The organism is Roseofilum sp., from assembly GCF_982964205.1.
Map to the genome: position 1 here is coordinate 36982 of NZ_CEZBFX010000003.1, position 24260 is coordinate 61241.

The 24260-nt window shown below is 45.5% G+C and carries 19 protein-coding genes; 4 read left to right on the forward strand and 15 right to left on the reverse strand.

Annotated elements, in window-relative coordinates; translation table 11 throughout:
• From AC3A14_RS01380 to AC3A14_RS01430, 11 genes are all read right to left on the reverse strand, one after another.
• A partial coding sequence (locus AC3A14_RS01380; RefSeq protein ID WP_487778897.1) for a hypothetical protein occupies nucleotides 1–2202 on the reverse strand: 2202 nt, incomplete at its 3' end.
• Nucleotides 2203–2310: 108 nt separating this feature from the next.
• Nucleotides 2311–2769, reverse strand: a complete 459-nt coding sequence (locus AC3A14_RS01385) for a hypothetical protein (protein WP_318732715.1) — start codon at nucleotides 2767–2769, stop codon at nucleotides 2311–2313.
• Between the two features lie 151 nt (nucleotides 2770–2920).
• Complete coding sequence (locus AC3A14_RS01390; protein ID WP_318732714.1) at nucleotides 2921–4672, reverse strand: pentapeptide repeat-containing protein; 1752 nt, start codon at nucleotides 4670–4672, stop codon at nucleotides 2921–2923.
• Nucleotides 4673–4807: 135 nt separating this feature from the next.
• Nucleotides 4808–6313 (reverse strand): hypothetical protein, encoded by a 1506-nt coding sequence (locus tag AC3A14_RS01395; RefSeq protein WP_318732713.1) that lies wholly within the window; start codon nucleotides 6311–6313, stop codon nucleotides 4808–4810.
• 19 nt (nucleotides 6314–6332) lie between these two features.
• Nucleotides 6333–7115, reverse strand: a complete 783-nt coding sequence (locus AC3A14_RS01400; protein WP_318702157.1) for a TIGR03943 family putative permease subunit — start codon at nucleotides 7113–7115, stop codon at nucleotides 6333–6335.
• Nucleotides 7116–7124: 9 nt separating this feature from the next.
• Entirely contained in the window at nucleotides 7125–8153 is a 1029-nt protein-coding gene (locus AC3A14_RS01405; RefSeq protein WP_318732712.1) for a permease, read from the reverse strand.
• A gap of 153 nt (nucleotides 8154–8306) precedes the next feature.
• Entirely contained in the window at nucleotides 8307–10598 is a 2292-nt protein-coding gene (locus tag AC3A14_RS01410; protein WP_318732711.1) for a GumC family protein, read from the reverse strand.
• A 75-nt stretch (nucleotides 10599–10673) separates the two neighbouring features.
• On the reverse strand, nucleotides 10674–11999 hold the full coding sequence (locus tag AC3A14_RS01415; protein ID WP_318732710.1) for a polysaccharide biosynthesis/export family protein: 1326 nt from the start codon (nucleotides 11997–11999) through the stop codon (nucleotides 10674–10676).
• Nucleotides 12000–12006: 7 nt separating this feature from the next.
• Nucleotides 12007–12735 carry a cyanoexosortase B system-associated protein gene (locus AC3A14_RS01420; RefSeq protein WP_318732709.1) on the reverse strand — a complete coding sequence of 243 codons (729 nt, stop codon included), beginning with the start codon at nucleotides 12733–12735 and terminating at the stop codon, nucleotides 12007–12009.
• Entirely contained in the window at nucleotides 12728–13645 is a 918-nt protein-coding gene (gene crtB / locus AC3A14_RS01425; protein ID WP_318732708.1) for a cyanoexosortase B, read from the reverse strand. Before crtB ends, AC3A14_RS01420 begins: the two co-directional genes overlap by 8 nt.
• Nucleotides 13646–13701: 56 nt before the next feature.
• Nucleotides 13702–14847, reverse strand: coding sequence for a DegT/DnrJ/EryC1/StrS family aminotransferase (locus AC3A14_RS01430; RefSeq protein ID WP_318732707.1), 1146 nt, complete (start codon nucleotides 14845–14847; stop codon nucleotides 13702–13704).
• 122 nt (nucleotides 14848–14969) lie between these two features.
• Between AC3A14_RS01430 and AC3A14_RS01435 the strand changes: the two genes are divergently transcribed.
• Both AC3A14_RS01435 and AC3A14_RS01440 read left to right on the forward strand, forming a co-directional pair.
• Nucleotides 14970–15329, forward strand: coding sequence for a Dethiobiotin synthetase (locus AC3A14_RS01435; protein ID WP_318732706.1), 360 nt, complete (start codon nucleotides 14970–14972; stop codon nucleotides 15327–15329).
• Nucleotides 15330–16183: 854 nt separating this feature from the next.
• Entirely contained in the window at nucleotides 16184–17362 is a 1179-nt protein-coding gene (locus AC3A14_RS01440; protein ID WP_318732705.1) for a homospermidine biosynthesis protein, read from the forward strand.
• Between the two features lie 299 nt (nucleotides 17363–17661).
• Here AC3A14_RS01440 and AC3A14_RS01445 read toward each other — a convergent pair whose 3' ends face one another.
• The 3 genes from AC3A14_RS01445 to AC3A14_RS01455 all read right to left on the reverse strand — a co-directional run bounded on the left by AC3A14_RS01445 (nucleotide 17662) and on the right by AC3A14_RS01455 (nucleotide 20317).
• A complete protein-coding gene (locus AC3A14_RS01445; RefSeq protein ID WP_318732704.1) occupies nucleotides 17662–18414 on the reverse strand; it encodes an MORN repeat-containing protein in 753 nt (250 codons plus the stop codon).
• 87 nt (nucleotides 18415–18501) lie between these two features.
• Complete coding sequence (locus tag AC3A14_RS01450) at nucleotides 18502–19383, reverse strand: hypothetical protein (RefSeq protein WP_318732703.1); 882 nt, start codon at nucleotides 19381–19383, stop codon at nucleotides 18502–18504.
• A 160-nt stretch (nucleotides 19384–19543) separates the two neighbouring features.
• Nucleotides 19544–20317 carry an RNA polymerase sigma factor SigF gene (locus tag AC3A14_RS01455; RefSeq protein ID WP_318702144.1) on the reverse strand — a complete coding sequence of 258 codons (774 nt, stop codon included), beginning with the start codon at nucleotides 20315–20317 and terminating at the stop codon, nucleotides 19544–19546.
• Nucleotides 20318–20685: 368 nt separating this feature from the next.
• On the opposite strand from AC3A14_RS01455, the gene AC3A14_RS01460 reads away from it, so the two are divergent.
• Together AC3A14_RS01460 and AC3A14_RS01465 are read left to right on the forward strand one after the other, a co-directional pair.
• Complete coding sequence (locus AC3A14_RS01460) at nucleotides 20686–21381, forward strand: RibD family protein (protein WP_318732702.1); 696 nt, start codon at nucleotides 20686–20688, stop codon at nucleotides 21379–21381.
• Nucleotides 21382–21479: 98 nt separating this feature from the next.
• The gene (locus AC3A14_RS01465) at nucleotides 21480–22664 is read left to right on the forward strand and encodes a GNAT family N-acetyltransferase (RefSeq protein ID WP_318732701.1); all 1185 of its coding nucleotides are present in this window, start codon (nucleotides 21480–21482) and stop codon (nucleotides 22662–22664) included.
• 35 nt (nucleotides 22665–22699) lie between these two features.
• Here the strand turns inward: AC3A14_RS01465 and pdxR are convergent, their stop codons facing one another.
• The gene (gene pdxR / locus AC3A14_RS01470; protein ID WP_318732700.1) at nucleotides 22700–24154 is read right to left on the reverse strand and encodes a MocR-like pyridoxine biosynthesis transcription factor PdxR; all 1455 of its coding nucleotides are present in this window, start codon (nucleotides 24152–24154) and stop codon (nucleotides 22700–22702) included.
• Nucleotides 24155–24260 lie beyond the last annotated feature (106 nt).

Here is a 24260-nt window from a genome sequence, read left to right on the forward strand (position 1 = left end):
TTCTAAAGATTCCTCTAATGCGGGAGGCTCTAAAGTTTCTTCTGTCTCCCACAATTCTTCTGTCTCTGAACTCGCGAATGGATCTTCTTCTATTTCTACCAATTCTTCTTCTAAAGATTCCTCTAATGCGGGAGGCTCTAAAGTTTCTTCTGTCTCCCACAATTCTTCTGTCTCTGAACTCGCGAATGGATCTTCTTCCATTTCTACCAATTCTTCTTCTAAAGATTCTTCTAATGGGAGAGTCTCTAAAAGTTCTTCTGTCTCTGAACTGGCAAAAGAATCGTCTTCCGTTGCCACCAATTCTTCCACTTCTAAGGATTCTTCTAATACGGGAGTTTCTGACAGCTTTTCTGTTTCCCACAATTGTTCTGTTTCTGAACTCGCGAATGGATCATCTTCCGTTTCCACCAGTTCTTCCGTTTCTAAGGATTCTTCTAATGCAGAACTCTCTGATGTTTCTTCTGTCTCCCACAATTGTTCTGTTTCTAAACTAGCAAATGGATCTTCTTCCATTTCCGCTAATTCTTCTGTTTCTAAAAAATCCTCTAATGCAGGATTCTCTGAAAGTTCTTCTGTTTCTACCAATTCTTCCTTCTCTATGGATACTTCCTCTGAGGTAGGAAAGGGTTCCTCTTGTTCTTGGTCGTGGCTTTCAGTAACTATTTCTTCTAGAATCGCTTCCTCTAAGGATTCTTCAGAAGGGGTTTTATCGGCAGATTCAGTGGGGATTTCTATTGATGCTCCATATTGGGCATCAAATTCTGCCATAATATTATCTTCGTCAGAAAATTCAAAATTCGGTAAGCTTTCTTCGGGGGGTTCAGAACTTTCAACAGAGGATTCTTGCAGGTCGGTTAGCCCTAAATTGCTTGAAGAATCAGCACCCTCGACATCTGCGTCCAATATACCGATGAAATCTTGATCGTTGGATGCAGTAATTTCAGATACTTCCGAGATGGGTAGATCGGCGCTTTCCATTTCTGATGAGACTACATCAATAACTGGAAAAGTTTCTAATTCTGAGTTAGTTAGATTAGCGGATTCTTCTACTGTGTCGTTAGTTTCTGTGCTTAATTCTTGAGTGTTTATGTCAGAATCAAAGGCTGCCATAATTTCATCTTCTTCGGGATCAAAACTGGAGAAAGATGAATCGGTTTCTGATTCTGAAGAATCTAGGTTTGGAGTGGATAAGTCTGTGTTGAGTTCGGGAATTTCGGGAGAGTCTTCAATGGGAATTAAGGGTGGTTCTTCGATCGCCCCAGCATCAATAATTTCTTCGGTTGTTTCTAAATCTGATACAACCGAATCTGAGTAGGTGGCATCAAAGGCACTCATGATCTCCTGTTCTTCATCATCTAGAGGTTCTTCAGATTCGATATCTAGAAGATTACTCTCTTCATTGGACGGTTCTGGCGCGAGTGGCTCTTCGGGTTCAGAGGCTTCTGCGGATGAGGTGATAGCAACGGCGGCGGCTGTAAATCCGGCAGCAGCAGCAATAGTTTCTAGGCTGAGATCGGTTTGTTTTTGGCTCTCTGATGGCGATTCGGGTTCATTTTCCCCAAAAATATCATCCAGGGGGTCTGAGGGGGGTTGGGGCTTAGTTTCCGTGGGCTGGGTATCGAAGGAGTCAAAAAAGTCATCTTCTAGTTCTTCTGATGGAGATGGGGAGGTTTCTGGGTGGCGATCGCCTTTTTCTTGGATAGTTTCCTCTACTGTTTCTGCCACTGGAGGGACTTCTACCTCCCACTCCACTTCTGCGACTTCTTCTAAAGAGGAAGAACTATTCTCTGTGTCTTGAGCCGCCACACTTTCGAGATGAGTAACCACCGTCTTAAACTCTTGCTGTTGCATCTCCGCCCACAAGCCAAAGAGTTTTTGAATACTGTTGAGATTGCGTTTAATAATTTGCCGACTGGAGCGAATCTGATTAATATGGAATTCCCGCAATTCTGTAAATGGCCCATTCCCAACAAAGTGGCTACCGACTTCTGTATCGATTTCACCATCAACGATATTAATTCGGCTATGCATCCGATAACCGGGCTGGGCTTCGGGTTCCTCATCTGGGTTGGCACTATAGGGATCGGCTAAGGATATCCACGTAGTGATTTCCAGTTCTATTGATTCACTTAAGGCGGTTTTCAAAGCCTCAAGGAGTTCCCCAGCTTTAATTGCTTCCCGAAAGTCGTCAGTGGCTGCCATGATGATAGTTCCTCGTTAATCGATGCCGGAAGCCGATACTCGACCCCACTTGAGCAAACCTGAACCTCTGTCTATGCTATCTGAATTTGCACAGGTTTGATACCCTTCTTAGGAATCTATCTGACTCTTGAGTAGGTTAGATGATTTCGAGCTAGAGAGTTGGGCTGCTTGAGCAGAAGAGATTTTCTTCATGCTTGCTGCCAAGATAGCAAAGAGTTGCTCTAGATTATCTAAGTTTTGTTCCAGAATATCGCGGCTTTCGTCTATTTGACTTATGTGAAAGTCTTTGAGATCGGTATAAGGGCCATTACCTACAAAGTGGCTCCCTACTTCGGTATCGATTTTGCCTTCAACAATATTGATGCGAGTCCGCATCCGATAACCCGATGTTGAAGGCTCTGGAGCATTTGAGTGAGTGGGATGAGATTGAGCCGTACGTTCATAGTGAACGCCGTCAGCAACCCAAGTTTTAATATCAAGTTCGATCGCTTCGCTCAGAGCGATTTGTAGAGCATCTTTGATCTTTCCGGCTTTGAGCGCGGCTTTGAAGTCATCACTGGCTGCCATGACTCAATCCCCCTATCGATTTTGTGTCTCTGATTAGGCTTTTTAGCCCGCTTTAGAATAATTATCCGCGATTGAGCATGAATGATCAAGGGGGTTGCTCATTAAGCGGCAGGGAATAGAGGCTCGATCGGGCGATCGCCTTGATGCCTGTCTACTCGGAGGAATTGTCCTGTTTCTGCTTTTTCCACAAAATCGCGATCGCCACCCGCACCGACTTCCCCATCATGGAAAGCCGCATTTCTGGATAAGCCTTCTTTTCCCATTGAATCAAACTCTCTCGAAAGGCTTCATCTTGCTGCGATCGTTGCACAATAGCTGACACAATCACCTTTTTCTGGAGTTGCTCCAGGGCAATCCCTTCCTGTTTCAAATAATTCAATAGCCGCTGGATATTATCCACAAACTGCTCCGGCATTTGTGAAAACAGGATGGACTTAATTTGCTTCGAGGTTTCCTGATACAACTGCTGCTGGCGATCGGCCATCGGCTTAGGAGGAGGGGGGGGTGGCGGACTCTGATTCACAACCGGCCGAGACACCGGTAAATTCGGATGCTTAAGCATAGCCAACAATTGATGGCGACACAACGTAAACCGTTCTTTAACTTCTGGATATAAATTTAGGATTTGTTCAGAAATAATTTTGGCATTGACCACATGATTGGCCAATAATCGCAGCAAATACTGATGATCCATCGGGACATAGGACTCAATCGTTAAGTGCAACTCCAAATTTTCCTGTTGCAACTCTGCCAAAGTGAGGATCAAAACCTCCCAATTGGGCGGTTCACTAAACAAAACTTCAATCGTGGTGCTACTTTCTTGATATTCTTGACCCAGTTCTCCCGGCTCAAAGTTGCGATCCACTGGATAGCGACTGGCTGGACTTTTGGTTGTAAAATTAAACCGTCTCCACAAAAAATGACAACTAACCTTCGATAAATCAACGCCCTCAATTTTCCAATTTTGGATACAAGCACCGTTTAAATTTGCACCATCTAAAATCGTCCGGATTAATCGAGTTTCTAGTAACAACGTATCCGTCATATCGGTTTCACCCAAATTGGCATCGCTCAAATAAGAACCACTTAAATCCGCCCTTCTGAGATTAGAGCCGCGTAAATTAGCATGACTCAAATTACCCTGTAATAAATAAACATCTTCTAAATTAGTACGCAATAAATGGGCATTCTTGAAACTTGTTTTCAGCAAATAAGCTCCCGCTAAATCTGCCCGACTCAAATCGGCTTGATCCAAAATGGCATCACTTAAATCCGCCCCCGTCAGAATCACCCGATGTAAATCTGCTCCTGTTAAATTAGTCGATCGCAAACAACAGTTGAGTAAATTCGCCTCCGTTAAATTCACCTCAACTAAAATGGCATTGCGTAAATTCGCCTCCTCTAAGTGACTCTCCCGTAAATTCGCCCCCGTTAAATTTGCCCCCGTTAAATTCGCATAACGAAGATTCGCTTCCATTAACTCAGTTTTACTTAAATTGACACTCGTCATTTTTGCCCGCTCTAGATTAATTTGATCTAGGGTGGAATTTTGTAAATCTGCGCTCGTTAAATCTGCTTCTGTGAGGATTGCCCAATTGAGTTCTGCCTCCTGCATTCGAGATAACCGTAAATCTGCCTTCGTTAAATTAGCACCACTACAATTACAACCCTTTAACTGACTACTGGTTAAAACGGCATTACTTAAATCAGCATGTCGAAAACAAGCACCTGTAAGATTAGCTTCATTAAGGGATATCCAAGTTAAATTGGCTCCGGTTAAATCTGCTCCAGTCAAATCAATTTGACGCAGATTCATGCCACTGAGGTTAGCTCCACTGAGATCTACATGGGCAAAATCCCGTTCTCCTTGTCGATAGCGATTGAGTAGCTCTTGTGTTTCCATGAAAACTGGTGATGAGTTCCCTGAACTGGAGTAAAATCGGGTTAAAATTGACCGGAGCTTTTACTCCAATCCCCCTTAGTGTACTTTCAACCGGTTTACCATAGGAGGAAATTAGAACCCAATTGGATCAGTCTCTTAAGGTAACCATTGGGGATAGAAGCCTTTTAAGGGAAGAACTTCAGGCTTAATTTGAGGGTCTTCCATCAGTTTTTGAGCATCGATAATCGGTAATATCCAAAGATTACTGTTATTGCTCTGTGAGTTATCTGGGGTAGGCGGAGGGGGTTCTTCCAGGATATCAGCTTGATTATGATCGAATAGAAGAGCGACTCCATCAGGGGATAAACTCATCTCGATGTCCCGTTGATTCGGTAGACCAATTAAGGGAATTTGCTCAGTAGTTTCTAGATTAATGGCAGTAATATAGGGCAGTTCTTGGTAGAGTTCTCCAGGTAACAGTTTGGAGAGTAGACAGTAGAGCGTGGTTTGGGTCGGATCAAATTCGCATTCTCGAATTGAGCCATTGGTTTTGAGCAGTTCTTTTTCAGTTCCTTGGTTGGTAATTAGATAGAGCGATCGCGTATAGTCGGGATTAAATTTGATCATTGTAGCGGCTGAACCATCTGGCGCAAAACTGAGAACTTGACCAAATTTGGGCAGAAAGTTTAAGGGTTGGTTTGTCGATTCAGATTGATCCGGATAGAGGGGAAGCAGAGCAACTCCTTCTCCTTGGAGCAGGGCAATCGCCTGGGAATCGGGAGTAATTACAAACTCTCCTCCCGGTTGATTTTCAAGGGGATAGGGGTCTCCTTTTTCTGGAATTAGCCATAGTCCAAAGTCGCTCGGATCTTCACGATTCACCCGTTGTACGACAATGGTTTTACCGTCAGGAGACAGATCAAAGGCCAGGTTTTGATGGGTTTCGTTGTCTAAAACTTCATCCACAATACCAGCATTTTCCTCGGATTTTAAGCCCGTAGTGGTTGTGTAGAGTTTTTGCTCAATAATTTCATCTGCCGCTTCTTCCGTATCTCGGGCGGAAAATAGGATGCGATGGCGATCGGGATAAGGCTTAAAGTCCATCACAACCAGATTAGGAGGAGTGAGAATCTCTAGATGATTCTGGGTCAGGTTATACAGAATTAAGCGCCCAGACTCTTCATTTTCATTGCCAATATAGACAAACACGCGATCGCGAGTTCTAAATTCACCAACAAAGGGTTGAATTATAGTTCCTTTTCTAACATCAGAATATTGATCTTTTGCCCCTTCAATTTGTATCTTGAATTGAGTGCCATAGGGCGCAGGCTTATTTAACGTATAAGCCATTCGCCGACCAGCCCAACTCGTTTTACCTGATAAAGACGGTTCGATTTTAAGATTATTCTCTACACTTTCCCGATCCATGGGATGGCTAAATTGCAGAATAAATGCCTTGTCTTTTGCTGTAATGACTCGATCGTTCCAGGTGAAAGCTCTTACTCTAGGAGCCGCATTGCTGCCTGTAATAATCAAAAGCAACATGACGACACAAAGAACGCTGACCACACTGACTACAACTCGATCGAGCGGTTGCCAATCCTTGACTTTAGGCTGGATTTTATCGGCGTAAAAATCCATTAAATAGTTGGGAAGATTCATTCTTTAATCAATTTCTTAATTAATAGTTATAAGGATTTTTGGGTTCTGGAATTGGCTGCACCTCCTGAGCCACAATCACCAACTTGCGGTTATCATTCAAAACTTCAGTCGCCATTGCTCCCTTAATTTCTACCCAACTATCTTGAGCATAGGTCTCGCGAGATTCTGGAAATTTGACTGGTAAACCAATAGGATAAGCATCTGCCGCGCAACACGTAATAATAAATCGAGACACTAATCCATATTCGGGCGGAAAATCTGGAGGATGAATCACAAATCCACTCACCTGCACGTTTTGCCCTGTATAGGCATCGGGTTCAGGATACACATTCAATGTTCTCACCCATTCCACCAAAGATCTATCCTCTGGTTTAGTCACATTTGTAAATGACTGAGGTGTAATTTCAGTAATCGGGATAAAATCATTAACTCCCCGCTTCAAAGCCGTTTCTGAAGTAAACGCTTGAGGTCTAACGGTTAGACCCACAATGGCGGTAAATAATAACAGATAGCAGCTTAAGCTCTGGGGTAATAAGCTCACATGCTCTCTCACATTGGCGGCATTTCGAGGACGCTCAACCAAACTTTTTTGGTAATGCTTCCACAGTTGCCATCCCTTCACTCCACTGAGTCCAAGTAAACATGCTCCAGCAATAATGATCAGCCAATGGTAGGCTGGGTGAATCAGTAAATTCAATTCTCCACTGATCCATAATTTAATTAATAAAAATCCCCATAATCCGGTGGTGACCACATCTAAGGTGGGAAGCCAACGCTGAGGCAAACGGAATTGATTCATCATTCTTGAAAATTAATCAACCATGTGATATAGAAAGGTCAACACAAAAGTTAACTGGGCTGCTAAAACCAATAAATAGATAATCGCCCTGGGTTTGAACATCGATAACATCAAGCCTACACTTTTGATATCAATCATCGGCCCAAAGACCAGAAAAGCTAATAATGAAGCGCTGGTAAATGTGGAGGCAAAGGAGAGGGCAAAAAAGGCATCAACGGTAGAACAAATCGAGACCACTGCCCCTAAAATCATCATGGCAACAATTGAGGTGACAGGGCCGGTACCGACCGCTAGGATGAGATCGCGAGGCATTCCTACTTGAATCAAAGCGGCGATCGCACTGCCAATCACCAATACTCCCCCCAGCTCCCGTAATTCCTGTAGGGCATTATCCATAAACAAGCGCCAGCGATAAGACCAAGGCTGTTTAACTAAATCCTGGGATAATTGGGTCATTTCCCAACTCGATTCATCCAGCTTTAGCCGTTTGCCTTGCTCGCCAATAATATAGGTTCCTGATGTCAAGAGGGACAAGGATTCATCTTTCTGTTCATCCCAGTCAGAATCTTTAAGATCGCAAGCCGGCATTAAGCGCACCATACCCGGCTGCAACAAAGGGCGTAAATCTGCTTGTGAACTGAAGATCCAAGCAATTCCTGTCGCAATGAGCAATGAAAAGATGACCCGAAATACGACCAATTCCGGTTGGTCTCGAAAGGCTGTCCAAGTTGACCAAATCACCACCGGATTAATGGTTGGTGCAGCCAGCAAAAAGCCCACTGCCACTGAAGGGGGAAATCCCTGAAGCAAGAACCGGCGAGCAACGGGTACGTTACCACATTCACACACCGGAAACAGAAAGCCAATCGCACTTCCTGCTAGCGCTCCGAGTAAGGGTTGTTTGGGAATCAATTGTAGCAGTTTGCGCTCATCGATAAAAAACAGGAGCGCACTAGAGAGGATGACTCCCAGTAAGAGAAAAGGAAAAGCTTCAACAATGAGGCTTAAAAAAATCGTAAAGGCAGTTTTGAACTGAGTCATTGGGTTCAAAGGTTCAAATGGGTGAAGAGCGCTCCTTCAGGATCAAATGGGAGGAAAGGGTTTGCCCAGTTATTGTATCTGAAAATTCTTCATAGAATATCAAACCCCTGTCGATCCTTTCTCCAATGAGTTCCTGCATCCGGTTCGGTGAGGTTATGGTTTTGTGCTTTTTTCTCCAGGTCGTGATGTGGGAGTCTTGCCATTACCATTATGACCGTTACGACCATTATGACCGTTATGGCCGTTATGACCATTACTATAAGAGTGATAACTTCCCTTATAACCATTGAGGATAGGTTCAGAGTCAGCCTCTTTATTGAGTTCAGCCGTTTCGACGATCGGAGGTGGAGGTAGGGGCTGAATATTCATTTCTTCTGCATTAATGACAACGCCCAATAAACGGTAGTCTTCCGAATCTTCTAGGAGGTCAATTTTGTCGGCTAAATCGTTGCTGACGGTATAACCGGCACGGGTGACGAGGATTATGCCATCGGTATAGCGCTCTAGAATTAGAGGATCGTTACAGAGGTTGAGGGCAGAAGCATCAACGACGACGAAGTCAAACCGTTTACGGGCATCTTCGAGGAGAAGACGCATTTCTGCTGATTCCACTACAGCGGCTGCATATTCATAGGGGCCAAAACTGGGAACCATGTAGAGGTTTTCAATGTTGGGAACCAGGCGAATACAGTCACTAATTTGGCTATAGTAGCGCAGGGGTTCAAGGGTGGAGTTGGAATCGGGAACGATTTTTAGGGTTTCGGCATTGGACGGGTTGCGTAAGTCGGCTTCGATGAGGAGGGTACGTTTTCCGGCTCTGGCGGAGGCGATCGCCAAATTATAGGCGGTCACACTTTTTCCTTCCTGGCGATCGCAACTGGTAACTAGCACTACTTTCGGTTTTTCTTCCACTTGCCGCAGGGTAGAGCGGAACCGTTCATAACTATCCAAATAGGGAGAATGGCGAGAGAGCATCATGGGAACCTCTCCCCCAGAACCATCCCACTCTTCCACGAAGGGTAAAATCCCCAAAATTTGCACTTCGCGCTCGGTGACAAAGGCTTGAATATCTTCCAGCGTTTGCATAGTGCTGGCTAAAACCATACCCAAACCAAAGATGGCTCCTGCACCCAAAATCATACCCCCGACTGCCCCTGCCGGTAGGAGCAGCATAATGGGTAAAGGGGCTGGAGGGGTAATCTTTTCGCCTAGTCTGGGAGGTTGGGCAATATTTAAATTGCCCACGGTTTCCGCTTCAGCCGTTTGAGCATCAATCAGTTTGGCTTGAATCGTGTCATAAAACTGTTTGGTCAAGACCACCTGTTGTTCTAATCTTGCCCGTTCTGCTTGCGTGTTGGGCAACCCAGCATATTCCTCGATTAATTCTGTGGCAATAGTTTTAGCCACTGCTAATTCTTTTTCTAAGGTTTCTTTCTGGGTTTTGAGTCCGACCAATTCTTGGGCGATCGCCTGCCTAGCCGGATCGAGGCTACTATCCTTACGAATTTGCTCACCACTTCTCAATGGTGCCGCCAATCCATCCCCTCCGACTACCTCAGTCGCTCGCACCGTTAACAAATTTTCTGTTGATGCCAATTGTCGCCTTAACTCAATCATTTGTGGATTATCCGGGCGCAGGGTTTGACTGAGCAATAATTCTTGAGACTCTAACTCATAGAGCTGAGTGCGCAACCGGCCAATAATCGGATCGGCACTTAAGGCGGCTGAAGCATAGGCTTGATCGGGATTTAAACCCAACTGCTGTTGCAGACTCGCCATTTGGGTTGTCACAGTCTGAATTTGCAATTCTAACTGTCGCTGCTGCTGCTCATTTTGCGTAATTAATCCGGGAAGTTGAGTCCGTTTTATTTCAGCAAACTCCGTTTGCCGAATAAACACTTCTAGCTCATTTTCCGCCTTGCGTAGCTCTTCTACCACCTTCGGTAAGCGCTCATTTAGGGTTTCAATAATCGCTCGCAAGCGACTGGTATTAAGGCGACGGCTTTGCTGAATTACTTCCTGCACTAACAATTCAGTGATTTGTTTACCCTGAGACTTATTATCCCAGGTCACATATACATATAAAAAGGATGGGGTTTTCCTGTTATATCTAATTGAAGATCCTTTCCGTAAATCCCTAGGGTCAATCTGGATTTTAGGAGACTCGGAAACCGTTTGTAAGACCTCATTCGTTAGGAGTAACTCTTGGGCATTTTCTTCAAGCTGTTCACTTTGGGCCTGGATAGCTGTTCCGGTTTCCGAAATCGTTATGGGAGGAGTGGTAATTTGCAAGACGGATTGAAATCGATAACTGGGAAGCCCTTGTGGGGGTTGAAGCACCGCAAATCCTCCACCCCCAAGTGCCCCTATCATCAGGCCAATGGGAATAGTTAACCAATATTTTCCAAAGGCGATTTTATATTTTTTGATCAGCGGTGAAGTCATGGTTCTATCCAGGCTACTTACAAATACAAGTCCCTCATGTCTACTTTAACCTAAGCTAGCTTGAAGAAAAGGGATTTACTGGCTGGGAGAGGGTGATGGGGCTGGTGCGGGCGCTGGGGCTGGTGCAGGTGATGGGGCTGGAGTAGGTGATGGTGTAGTCCCGGGTGTGGGTGTAGGAGTCGTTCCAGGTGTGGGTGTGGGAGTAGGAGTGGGGGCAGGAGAGGGAGACGGATTATTCAGGTTGGTATCAACTGTAAAGACATCGGTGACGTTATCTCGGAATTGTCGCCAAAACAGAAGAAAGGTGAGGACATCTTGAAACGGTCGGGTAATTCGAGTTAGAGTTACGCTCAGTCTCGATAATAAGTTACGATTGACTACGATAATGTCATTATCTAGCAAGCGAATATTTTGGGAAACATCTCCTAATATGACACTGCGAGCATTAATAACTTTGGTGACCACTCGTCCCTGTTCTTGGTCAAAGCGAATTAACCCTACTTTACTCAATTTAGCATCTTCAAAATTGGGCCCGATCGCCGTAATCGCATCAGCAAAAGTACTGCCATTCGGTAATGTAATTGACCCCACATTATTGGTGGTATAGCGCACGACATCAATAGCAATCGTCGGTTGGGATAAATTGGATTCTGCCGCTAACTGATGATCGTAGTCAATATCATTAAAATCAATTTTAGGCACAATAATGATATCGCCATCTTCAAGCCGCAGGTCTTGGATTCGCTGCCCATATTTAAGGGGAGTGAGTAAATCGACAGAAGCTTCTAGGACTGAACCATCTAGCAAAGTTCGACGAATAATAATGTTACGCAGGTCAGCCGACTGAGTAGATCCTCCAGCCGCTACCAGAGCATCAGCCACTAAAGGAAGGGGAGCAGAAGGCAGAGGATAGGTTCCTGGTCGCAAGACTTCACCGGTAATAATTGCTTCAACGGGTCTACGATTGCCTAGAGTAACCAAGACATCCGGTTCAATCACAAATTGATTTAAGCCAAAGCGTAATTTCTCCTCGACTTCTTCTAGGGTTAAGCCTTTGAGGGTTAATCGTCCCATTAAGGGGACAATAATATTCCCTTCTAAATCCAGTAGAGCTTGAAAATTCAGATCGGGAAAATTGGTCACATTAACTGTAATTGAATCTCCAGAGCCTAGGCGATACACATCAAATTCTGGAGGGGGAGCCGTGGGGAATTGATTATCGAGTTCCAGAATTTCCCCTTGGTTTCTCAATCTCTCTCGTGCGTCTTCGAGGAGTTGATCGACAGAAGCTGGTTGATCCACATCAATAGAGGGGAGTTGTCCGTTAGCCTGAGAAGGCAAAAACAACCCCACACCTAATGTCAGACTAATGGTAAGGTTAAAATGCCGTGAGGGAGCCATAGGAAGTTTATTCTACAGGGGCTTGACTAAAGACGGTTTCCATTAGAGTGGTTTGGATCGTTTGTACCAAGGAATGGGTGATTTTCTCTGCTTCTTCTATATCTCCTAGGGCTTCAATGGGAATCATTAGACAAACGGCCATCCAAGGAGCGCGATCGCCTTGGGTTTGGGCTAGGCGATCGGCTATAAACCAATTGACTGGCGCTGGATCTCCCCCATTGGGCCAAGCGTACCATTGCACCAGAGCATAGGTTTGTGTAGGATTCCAGCCGCGAAAAAACCGCGATCGCACTCTCCCCCCTTGACCAGACTCTGTATCGACTTCCCACGTCTTCATTTGATAAGAATCAGTTTTCCAGTCCCTGAAAACCTGTTGCACAAACCCATTCACATCCACCCATTCCACTCTGGGTTGGTCTAGGTCTGAATTTTGAATTAAAAACAACAGAATGACTGGTTCTTCCCAGTTGCCTTGAAGTTGTTGATAAGACCATTTATGACCTCCTAAACCGAGTTCTCTCTGCTCAAGGGTTTCCCAACCTGAGAGGGTTAATCCGTTTTTACGGACTTGTCGCAACTGTTTTAAGGCCACTACTTTGGGAGGAGCCTGCCATTGCCACGATCCGTTGAAGTATCCCGGAATCGTACCTATGGCTAAAATGACCACCATAAAGCCAAGCAATACCCATAGGAGCAAAGACTGTTTTTCCGTTTGAGGAGGCGGCTGATCATTCATCTGAGTTAAGGGGTTCAAGGGTTTCATCAGACTCTTCTAACTCTAAATAGTCGTCGCGATTGATCCAATTCAACAGAAGCACCACCAAACCCAACATCCCTGCGGAGTATAAATCTCCACCCCAACTTTCATGTAACCAATGAAATACTGGGTCGTTGCCTGTGCCATGAAAGTAGGTGAGTAGGCTATTGCGGATAATATTGGCTACCACACTAATAACAATTGACCCGGCTAATAAGGAGATGATTTTACGTCGAGAGGCGATCGCACCCGTCCAGTAAAGAAGCATTAACGCTACATAAAGACTGGTAAAGAGCATTTTCAATCCCGCACAGTGGGGGGCAACTTCTACGAGTCTTCCCCCGGTGGAGAGATAAATCCCGTTTACGGTAACATCCATTCCCACAATACCAGAGAGGATAAATCCTGCCATGGTAGAAATAAAGCTTTGTAAGGGGAGAATATAAGGCTCGATTAAATAAGGGATTTCTGTGGGAGTGGCCAGAGCAACTAAAATGAGGGGAAAAGCTTGTAATTTCAGACCTGGAATACCTTTTAACCACAAACAAATCCCAATGAGCATCAGGGGAAAGGAGAGATTAACAATATCGGGTAGTCCAGTCATGTAGAACACTCCACCGAGTCCGAGGAAAAAGCCACCTAGGGGATGGAAGTCGTCAGGCAGTTGTGTCCATTGCTGGCGTTTTTCCCAGAAGGCAATATAGACGGCAAAGGGTAAGCCAATTAACCCATGGCTAAAGTATTCGTGTTCAATACTGATACTTTTATTCATCCAGCCATCATACCAATGGAAGAGCAAGGGGGCATAGAGAAGGATGAACAGGGCGATAAGAGCATAATTGAGCCAAGATTTGGGTATGGAACTGGGAAAGGAAGATGGTTGAGTCATCGTGTTTTTAGGGAATGTTTTTGAGGGAATAGGGAATGGGGAATACGGGGTTTTATTTAGTTTTTCTTAACTGCTAAGGCGATCGCCTCAACAACTCGCTCGATTTGTTCTAAAGTAATCCCTGGGAACATGGGTAGGGAGAGGATAGACTCGCAGAGTTGTTCGGCTTCAGGAAAGTCTTCCGCATGATAACCTAGATGGGCATAAGCCGGCTGTAGATGGCAGGGAACTGGATAGTGGATACCGGTTTGAATGTTAGCAAGTTTGAGTTCTTCTTGTAGCGTATCTCGGCTCAGGGGACAGCTTTCTAAGAGGCGAATCACATAGAGGTGATAAACATGGCCGGCACCACTGAAGTTGGCGATCGGGACAAGACCGGATGCAGCCAAGGGAGCGAAGAGGCGATCGTATTCTTTTGCAGCTTGGTTGCGCTGTTGGTTCCAGGTGAGCAAGTGGGGTAACTTCACGTTTAGAATAGCGGCCTGGAGGGTATCTAAACGGCTATTAGTTCCCAATTCAGTGTGGTAATATTTGCGCGGCGCCCCGTAATTTCTTAGCGTTTTCATATTGCTCTCCACCTCTGGATCGTTGGTTAAGACCATACCTCCATCTCCAAATGCGCCAAGATTTTTACTTGGATAAAAGCTATAGGCAGCCGCTTTGCCGACAGAACCTGCCGTATACCCTTCTCGATGGGCCAAATGTGCTTGGGCAGCATCTTCAAAGATAAACAAATTATGGGTTTGGGCAAAGTCTAGGAGGGCTTGAGGGGAGACCATTTGACCATAGAGATGAACGGGAAGAATGGCTTTGGTTTTGGGAGTAACTAGCTTTTCGGCTGCTTGTAGATCGATTAGGGCACTGTTTGGATCGCAGTTGGCTAAAATGGGGGTTGCTCCTGAGTGTAGAACACCGATGAGGGTGGCGATGAAGGTGTTGGCTGGTAAGATGATTTCGTCTCCAGGTTGAATGCCACAGGCTTTTAAGCCAAGGGCGATCGCATCGGTTCCACAAGCGACTCCAATACCATACTGAACTCCCGATTTTTGAGCAAATGCGACTTCAAAGTCTTTGACGGCTTGACCCAAGATAAAGTCGCCTTGCCGCAGAACCGCTAACATGGCTTCATCAAACTGGGTTTTCAGAGGTTGGTGTTGGATCGAGAGATCCACAAAGGGAATAGTTGTAGAGGATGGGTTCATTCGCTAATGACGATCGCAAGTTTAATCTTTTCCGAGTTTGGCATTAAGGGATAGAAAGTGGCAAATTACTGGAGTTTGTGATGTGCTGATATCAAAATTTATCGTTTTTGGGAGAGTATTAGATGGACTATAAGACGGCTTGTGAATTTGCGATCGCCCAAGGGTTACCTACTGGCGAAAATCCTGATGCATTTTTACTACGCCTGCAAGCGGGAGAGCCACCCGTTCCGGGGCAAGTTACGTCTTTACTGTTAGCACTCAGTATTATTGCTGAACAATCCCAGGAGCAGCAGTTATTAGAGCGGCGCTTGGTATGTGCCCTGCATCGGTTAGCCATGGAAAGTCGCCAGGCTTTTGTGCAACATAAACAGTCTGGTCTCATTTGGCCGCCCTTGTTAGACCAGGATCTGACCCGAATCGCGATCGCCGTGGGGAAAATTTTCGCCCCCCAGCAGGCGATCGCCCTTCGTCCTGGACAATAATAGCCATTCCTAATTGTTTGTGTGAAATTGATCCTGAAAAATATTTGCCTTTTGTTAACCTGATTTTGACCAAATCTTAGTAAAAATAATGAGAATGTATAGCAGCCTTTAAGCCTTGAATAGACCCCTAGGATATTCCCTTAATGGCAATCTAGATAACTAAATTCCAAAAAATACAGTTTTCTTAAACTTCTGCTATAGTTGAAATAGGCGGTCTCTAAATAGGTGTTAAGAAGAAAATTGAACTATCCTCCCCTGACTGGATACCCCTGGCAAGGCTTGTGGTATCTAGAAATGAAACTCAAGCGTAGACGTAAGTCTGACCCCACGATCTCCTGGGTGGATGGCTGTGAACCCCCTAGTCCGATCTGACCGGTCTGTAACTGTTAGGTTTGCCCTACCCTCAACTGAAGTTGGCAAACTGGGCCGGTCAATCAGCTAAATACAGCGTATTCTGCTTTGCAAACATAAACACCCTAGGCAAACACTTGTAGTATTGATGCTTGGAGCCTTTGAGTCCGTTCCTCATAGCAGAAGTGCTGTAAGTCCTGAACATGACCCCTTGGAAAGAAAAACCCAAGGTAAATGGACAGTGATTTAGCTGCTCAGAAATTGAACCCTAATTAAGCTTTAACGATCTCTAAAAATCCAGGAATACAAACCCAAAGCCAGCTAGAAATGGATTTCTAGACATGGTTTTTGAGGGTATTTTCCCATGATTGCCAAAAACTGGAAGGGATAAAAAAACTCCAAATTAGGGGTTGATTCTTCCTGGGAATTCTCGATGTCTTGCTCAAAGAATGATAGAGAATCGGTATCCCAATCAAGCAGATTAGAAAATAGGAGAATTTATCATGTCTCGCTTACTCAAAAACAAAATTGCACCGGCTCCTTTGCCCACAGAAATTAGTGTAGTCGATCTGATTGATGGCTACTTTACCGCCTACAATTCAGCACGACTGCGGGAAATTTGCCACTTGCTCACCCAGAAAGTCATGCAGCCGGGAGTCACTGTCGGTGTAAGTCTCTCTGGAGCCATGACTCCAGCCGGATTTGGGGTGGGAATTCTAGCACCTCTCATGCAACAAGGCTATATTGATTGGATGATTAGCACGGGAGCTAATTTATATCACGATCTGCATTATGGTTTGGGAATGAGTCTATATGCAGGCAGTCCCTTCTTAGATGATGTGAAATTGCGAGAAGAGGGACATATCCGCATTTATGACATTGTGTTCGACTACGATGTGCTATTAGAAACTGATGCCTTTATCCGCCAAACCTTGAAAGCACCAGAATTCCAAAAACGGATGGGAACGGCTGAATTTCATTATCATTTGGGGCGGTATATCTGGGAAATTGAACAACGTTTAGGTATTGAAAATCCTTGCTTACTCTCCACAGCCTATGAATGTGGCGTTCCTATCTATACCTCTTCTCCTGGGGATAGTTCCATCGGTATGAATGTGGCAGCTTTGGCATTAGAGGGATCGGATCTCATGATTGATCCAGCCATTGATGTTAATGAAACCGCAGCCATTGTCTATGGCGCTCGGAATTCCGGTATTCCCAATGTGATGGGGAGAAGTGCGGCGTTGATGATTGGTGGCGGTTCGCCGAAAAACTTCCTGTTGCAAACTCAACCCCAGATTCATGAGGTTTTGGGTTTAGAAGAACGGGGTCATGATTATTTTATCCAGATTACCGACGCTCGTCCCGATACCGGAGGATTATCGGGAGCAACTCCTTCAGAAGCAGTGAGTTGGGGGAAAGTAGACCCGAACGAATTACCCAATAGTATTGTGTGCTATACCGATAGCACGATCGCCTTACCGTTGATTAGCTCCTATGTGAGTAAAAAATCTACACCCCGTTCCCTGAAACGGCTGTACGATCGCCGTCAGGAATTGTTAGATCGCTTAAAAGCGGACTATCAGGCGCAACCAAAGGCTTCTGGGGTGGCTCAACCGAAAGAAATGAGTGCTGCTGCTCCGGTCGTCACTTATCCGTGCGGCACTCCTATCCGTAAATAACGTCACTATTTGAAGAATAACCTTTTCTTCACCCTAATCCTTCTCTATTTTCTGGAGAAGGATTTTTTTGCTTGATGCCTCGCTTCTGTGACTTTTGCACAGTGCGATCGCTAAAATATTGACTAGAATTAAACGCAAAATTTTTTAGGAATCACTGTGCATTGAGTCCGATGAGAATGTCAATTGTATTGGGTTCAAGATCTTGAATGAGGATAAAATACCATATTTTATCCTCTTGTTTTCGGCATTGAGCTAATATTCAATATTTCTGGGGAAAACGATGTTTCACGATCTCAAGATTAATTCACGAACTCACCATCACGGAAGCGTCCAGAGGTTCGCTGACCATCAGGAGAAATAAGTACACCTTGACCATGGGGAATACCACCGCGTAATTCTCCTTCATATCTTGTACCATCGGAAAAGACACATTGAACATTAGCATCTAATGCTTCATTAAAAAAACGACCTTGACAACGGGTTCCATCCGGACGAATGAGTGCACCTTGACCAAAGGGTTCACCCGCAAAAAATTCTCCTTCATAGCGACTTCGATCGGGATAAACAAACCGTCCTTTGCCTTCAGGCTGACTGCTGGTTACATTGGTACTGAGATTCGTGACTAATCCAAAGGTTCCCTCATAGTATTTTCCATCAGGAAATACAGCGCGGCCATTCTTTAAAATTCCGTTTTCAAAGACTCCTTCTAGACGGGCATCATCAGCTTTAATAAAGACTCCTCGACCGTGGGGTTTACCGTTGAAAAAGCTGCCTTGATAGCGATCTCCTTCTGCATGGACATAAACCCCTTGACCGTTAGGTAATCCTCCCTGAAGTTCCCCCTGATAATTATCTCCATTGGGATAATTACATTTAGCCACCCCATCGGCAATGTCAGGGACGCAAGAGGGAATTAATTCTTCATCTGGAGTACCCAAGGAATCTCCTCCCAATTGGGCGATCGCCCCCTCCATAATCAGTATCACACTTAAACCACTCAAACTTAACGCAGCTAAACAAGAATATCCCCAGGTTTGTAAGGATCTAACCATAAGCTTTAGGCAGGATTGATTAGTGTTCATCAGTACCCCCATAATCTTACTCCCAGTCTAAAATAATAGCGACCAATTGATGAGGCATTATATCTCTGGGGGTAAGGGAGCTGCCCCCACTGGACGGGTCACTTCTTGCCCATTCTCTTCTAAAACGACCACCGGTTCGGCCGGGGTATAGACATCAATATTTTTCACATATACCGAACCGCCGCCGATATAATCCCCTACTCCTACATAACGGGTGTCTTCACCAGGGGATTTCACAATAGCCTTCACCACCTGTCCCACTTGTACCACAGCCGACACTTCCACCGCTCTAGCCGTATTCGGAGGCGGTGGCCCTATTGGCCCTGCTGGGGCAGCAGGTACGGGTTGAAACCTCGGATCTATCCCTAAATTTGGGGGCGGTTCCACTTGTGGCAGTTCTGGTATTGATAGAGGTGCAATTTTAGGAATCGCTGGTGCTACTGCTCCATTACCTGAACCACTACCAGCATTATTAGGAGGTGTAGGAGGTGTAGGAGGTGGAGGCGGTGGGGAATCTTCGACGATGATGGGCGGTATACCCCCTGCTGGTCCGCCATTGTCTGCACCACCATTTTCTGATCCTCCGGTAATAATAATGCCTGGAGGATTAAAAGGATCTTTTTGTCCCGTTGTATTGCTCACGGACTGTACTCGATCTTCAACATTGGTAGATTGTTCCAGAGTCGATTGGGGGGGAGGTGGGGCGGGCGGTTCTTGCGCTTCCGGTTCCTCTTCTTCTGGAAACACTTCTGCCGGAGCTTCGCCTTCAGTTCCTTCCGTTTCAGTTCCTTCAGGGGGAGTGGTTTGGGGTGCAGCCGCTACGGGTTCGGGTGGAGGGGCTTCTGCGGCAGGTTCTTCTCCTCCACCTCCAATTAAACCACAACTGGATAAGCCTAGGCTTAAGATACTAAGGAATAGGACTAAGAATGATGAACGCATGGAAACCCCCCACGATTAGCACGATTAGCTGACGATTGAGCAACTGGGTTAATGGTACTGCTATTTTAGGCTGATTTTGGGGGAATAGGGAATAGGGAATAGGCTGTTCTCCCTCTCTCCCCACTTTGAGATTGTCGAACGGGTTTGGGGGATGAGGGCTTCAGATCTCTGTCATCATTACTTTTTTCAACCGCTCTAGACCTTTTTTCACCTGTCGAGAGACAGTAACGGCGCTAATGCCCATCCGTTCAGCCGTTTCTTTTTGGGTGAGGTCGTAGAGAAAGACAAATTCCAAGACTTTGCGGGTACGATCTTCTAAGTTTACTAGGGCTTGTTGGAGACGGATTTGGTCTTCCATGGCTAACTGGAAACTGCGATAGCGATGGTCGGGAACCAGTTCCCCTAAACTGGTGGCTTGTTCGCCTTCATCTGTGACGGGAGCATCTAGGCTGAGTAGCGAGCGATTTTTAGAAGCAAGTTTCACCTCGTGCCATTCTGCTACTGATAAGCCCATAGCTTCAGCGATTTCTAGATCTTTGGGATAGCGGTTGAGTTTAACTTGTAAATCCCGAATCGTACTTTCAGCTTGGCGCTGTATCGTTAACCAGCGTCGAGGAATACGGACAGTATTGCTGCGATCGCGCAAATAATGTTGAATTTCACCCCGAATGTAGGGAATCGCGAAAGAACTAAAGGCATGGCCTTTGCCCAGTTCAAATCGTTCTATAGCTCGAATGAGACCAATACACCCAACTTGAAGTAAATCATCATATCCTTCACTGCATTGGTGCATCCAGTGATGGGCTTCTTTCCTGACTAAACCAATATTCGATTTGACAATTTTATTCCGCAATTCTAGGGAAGGATTTTGTTGATAAGCCGAGAGCCAATCAATATTTTCATATTTTATATCTTGGGAAGCTGGAGTTGCCATTATCTTGAGTTGGGTTTTGGTAGATGTTTGAACGTTAGAACATTAATTTACGAGGTCATCCTAAAATATGATTAATATAGCACTCACTGTATAGTCTAAAGATTTTTGTAATTTAGGCTATGATTTCACCATAGACCTAACTGTGTTCTTCATCACAATTTTGAGGTTAAGGATTACTCGAGATCGTTTGCACCCTGCTTCTGATATGGGTATTGAGGGATAAGAAGCTTAATCCCTGAATTTACTTTCCCATCCCTAGCCTATCAAGCATCTTCCCTTGGAGGCAAGCAAATTTTTCTATAGAGCAACATTAAGCAACATATTGTATACTTTCTGAAAGCTCTTACTCCTATACTTATGACTATACTATGACGGGTTTTGCGGTCGATCGCCCCCACATTACAGCTATTCTTGCCATGAGTGCCGATGGCAAAATCTCCGACAGTGACCGTTCCCCTGCCCGGTTTGGTTCTACGGCGGATAAAGCCCATCTCGAACAACAAATTGCTAAAGTGGATGCTGTCTTATTCGGTGCAGGAACCCTACGCGCCTATGGCACAACTCTGAGTATTTCTGATCCCCAACTTCTACAGCAACGCCAGCAACAGCAACAGCCGCCCCAACCTGTACAAATTGTAGTCTCTCAAACTGGCAATCTTGATGCTTCCTATCGCTTTTTTCAACAATCCGTTCCCCGATGGCTGCTCACCACCCCAGAGGGAGCAATTCCCTGGCAAAATCAACCTGAATTAGCACCACAATTTGACCGTATTCTCACCGCTCCTACCCATGAAGGGGGCTTCTATTGGAATGGGATTTTTGTCCAGTTCGCCCCATTAAATCTCAAGCGCTTGGCTATCCTCGGAGGAGGAGCGCTAGTAGCAAGTTTACTCGCGGGAGATTGGATTGATGAATTATGGTTAACCATATGCCCAGTGCTTTTAGGGGGCGCAACTGCTCCTACTCCGGTAGATGGGTTAGGTTTAAGTGTGCCCAAATCTCTAACTCTCCTCTCTGCTCACCCTGTAGGACAAGAGGTGTTTTTACACTATCAATTAAATTAGGTAATAAGTAATGGGTAATAGGAGAGGATGGGGAGGATCATTGATTCCCCTAATTGTTTAATTGTTTAACTATTAATGATTAATGATTGAGTTGTCTCATGCGTCAATATTCAATTCGCTGGATTTCACAAATTTCTGAAGTGTCTCAACAGGAATGGGATGCTTTGGCGCAACCGTTAAAAACACCGTTTTTGGAGTGGGAATGGTTACATAATATGGAAGCGTCGGGGAGTGCTACGGCGCAAGCGGGTTGGCAACCTTGTCATTTAACAGTATGGCACGATCGCGCTCTGGTCGCTGCGGCTCCATTATATGTCAAAGGTCACAGCTATGGTGAGTTCGTCTTCGATCGCCAATGGGCAGATCTGGCTTATCGTCTGGGAATTGAATATTATCCGAAGTTGTTGGGGATGAGTCCGTTTACACCCGCATTGGGCTATCGGTTTTTGGTCGATCCTGCCGAGGATGAGGAGAGCTTAACGGAGATTATGGTTGCTGCCATTGACCAATTTTGCGATCGCCATCAGATTTCCGGTTGTAATTTCCTGTATGTCGATCCTCAATGGAAACCAATGATTCAAAAATATGGCTTTTCTGGCTGGTTGCACCATAGCAGTATTTGGCATAATCAAGGCTTCCAGACATTTGATGATTATTTGGGCATGTTTAATGCCAATCAACGGCGCAACATTAAACGCGAGCGTAAAGCCATTCAAAAAGCCCAATTAACCATGAAAGTCCACAATGGAGAAGAAATTACCCATAATCTGCTCTCGGATATGTACCATTTTTATAGCCATCACTGCGATCAATTTGGCTGGTGGGGGAGCAAATATTTAACCAAGACCTTTTTTGAGCGCCTTTACGATCATTATCGCCATCGCCTGGTATTAAGTGCTGCTTATCGGGAAGGGAACGATCGCAAACCGGTGGGGATGTCTTTTTGTGTCACTAAAGCCGATCAACTTTATGGACGCTATTGGGGCAGTTTTGAAGAATTGGATTGCCTGCACTTTAATGCTTGTTATTATACACCTATTGAGTGGGCGATCGCCAACGACATTCAACGCTTCGATCCCGGTGCTGGAGGACGACACAAGAAGCGGCGCGGCTTCCCCGCAACTCCCCACTATAGCCTGCATCGATTTTACAATCAACGATTAATGCAAATCATGAAAACCCACATCGATCAAATCAATGAAGCCGAGCAATTACAAATTGATGCCATTAATGAAGAGTTACCGTTTAATCAGACTCAAGACTGGGTTCAACACCCCTATTGAGGGATAGAACGCAAAGTGCTGTAATGTCTTTACGGCTATAGAACTTGGCCGATCGCCCGAATCCCTTCTTCGATCTGAGTTTCATTGAGCTGAGAGTAGCCAAAAATAAACTCCCCCGAGTTAGGAGCAGCCAAATAATAACCCCGGGCGCTGATCAAGCCGACATCTACACTTGCTGCCCGTTGAATGATGCGATCGTCAGGCAAATCGGTTTCTAATTTCGCCATTAAATGAATCCCCGCATTGTCTCCCAAAATCGAAACTCTGCTCCCAAAATTCTCGTTCAAGGCTTTTACTAATACTTGGCGGCGCTTATTGTAAAGATGTCGCATTCGTCTAATATGTCGTTCAAAGTAAGCTTCGGTAAAAAAATCGGTGAGGGCATATTGCTCTAGCATGGAACAATGGCGATCGCACAGCCATTTTGCCCGACTCACCAGGGGTATCCAAGCCGTTGGCACGACTAGATAACCCAGGCGCAACGAAGGAAAGAGAATTTTAGAAAAAGTCCCCACATAGATTACGATGTTGTGGCGATCGAGTCCTTGTAAGGCAGGAATGGGGCGATCGCCATAACGATATTCACCATCATAGTCATCTTCGAGGACGAGGGTTTCGGTTTGTTGCGCCCATTGCAGTAGAGCGAGTCGTCGAGAAAGCGAGAGAGTTGCCCCAGTGGGAAATTGATGGGACGGAGTGACATAGACAAATTTGAACTGATGGCGATCGCGATCCAGTGCGTCTACCTGCAATCCTTCAGCATCCACGGGAATGGGTTGCAGGTTCGCCCCTTGTCCTGTAAAGCAATACCGCGCCCCCAAGTAGCCCGGATCTTCCATTGCCACCCAATCTCCCGGATCGAGGGTGAGGCGGGCAATTAAATCGAGAGCTTGTTGAGACCCGTTAACCATCATCACCTGTTCGGGAGTGCATCGAACCGCGCGAGAACGCCCCAAATAATTGGCGATCGCCCGTCTCAGGGGCATATATCCCGCTGGATCGGAACCGTAATCCATTAGCGTTGAGGACGTGCGGCAATGGCGGACTAGGAGTCGCCGCCACAGATCCATAGGAAACAAATTCGCCGCCGGATTGCCATAGCGAAAGCTAATCCGGTATTGGGGACTCGGACCTTCGAGCGATCGCCTCGTTAGTAGATTTGTCGCGAATCGAGACAGGCGAGTGAAATCCGATGATTCAGATGCCCCTTGCTCGACAGAGTTGGCGTGTAAATAGGCTTCGGGGAGTTGAGCGCAAACAAATGTGCCCGATCCTCGACGAGTTTCTAAATAGCCTTCGCTAACCAGTTGCTCGTAGCTCTGGGTTACGGTGATTCGCGAGATATTGAGGGACTGAGCTAATTGTCGAGAGGGGGGTAATTTTTGGTTGGGCTGAAGCCGTTGCTGCAATACGGCACGGCGTAATTCTTCTGCAAGCTGCTGATATAAGGGGGTGACAGAGGCGCGATCGAGAGACAGGACTAAATCCATAGTAGATCGATTGAACTCAAAAATTGGACTGATCTAAAAACTATAAATTGGCTATTGTTCGAGACCAATTTAGGCTCTATCTTAATCCTCATCAGCATCCAATCAA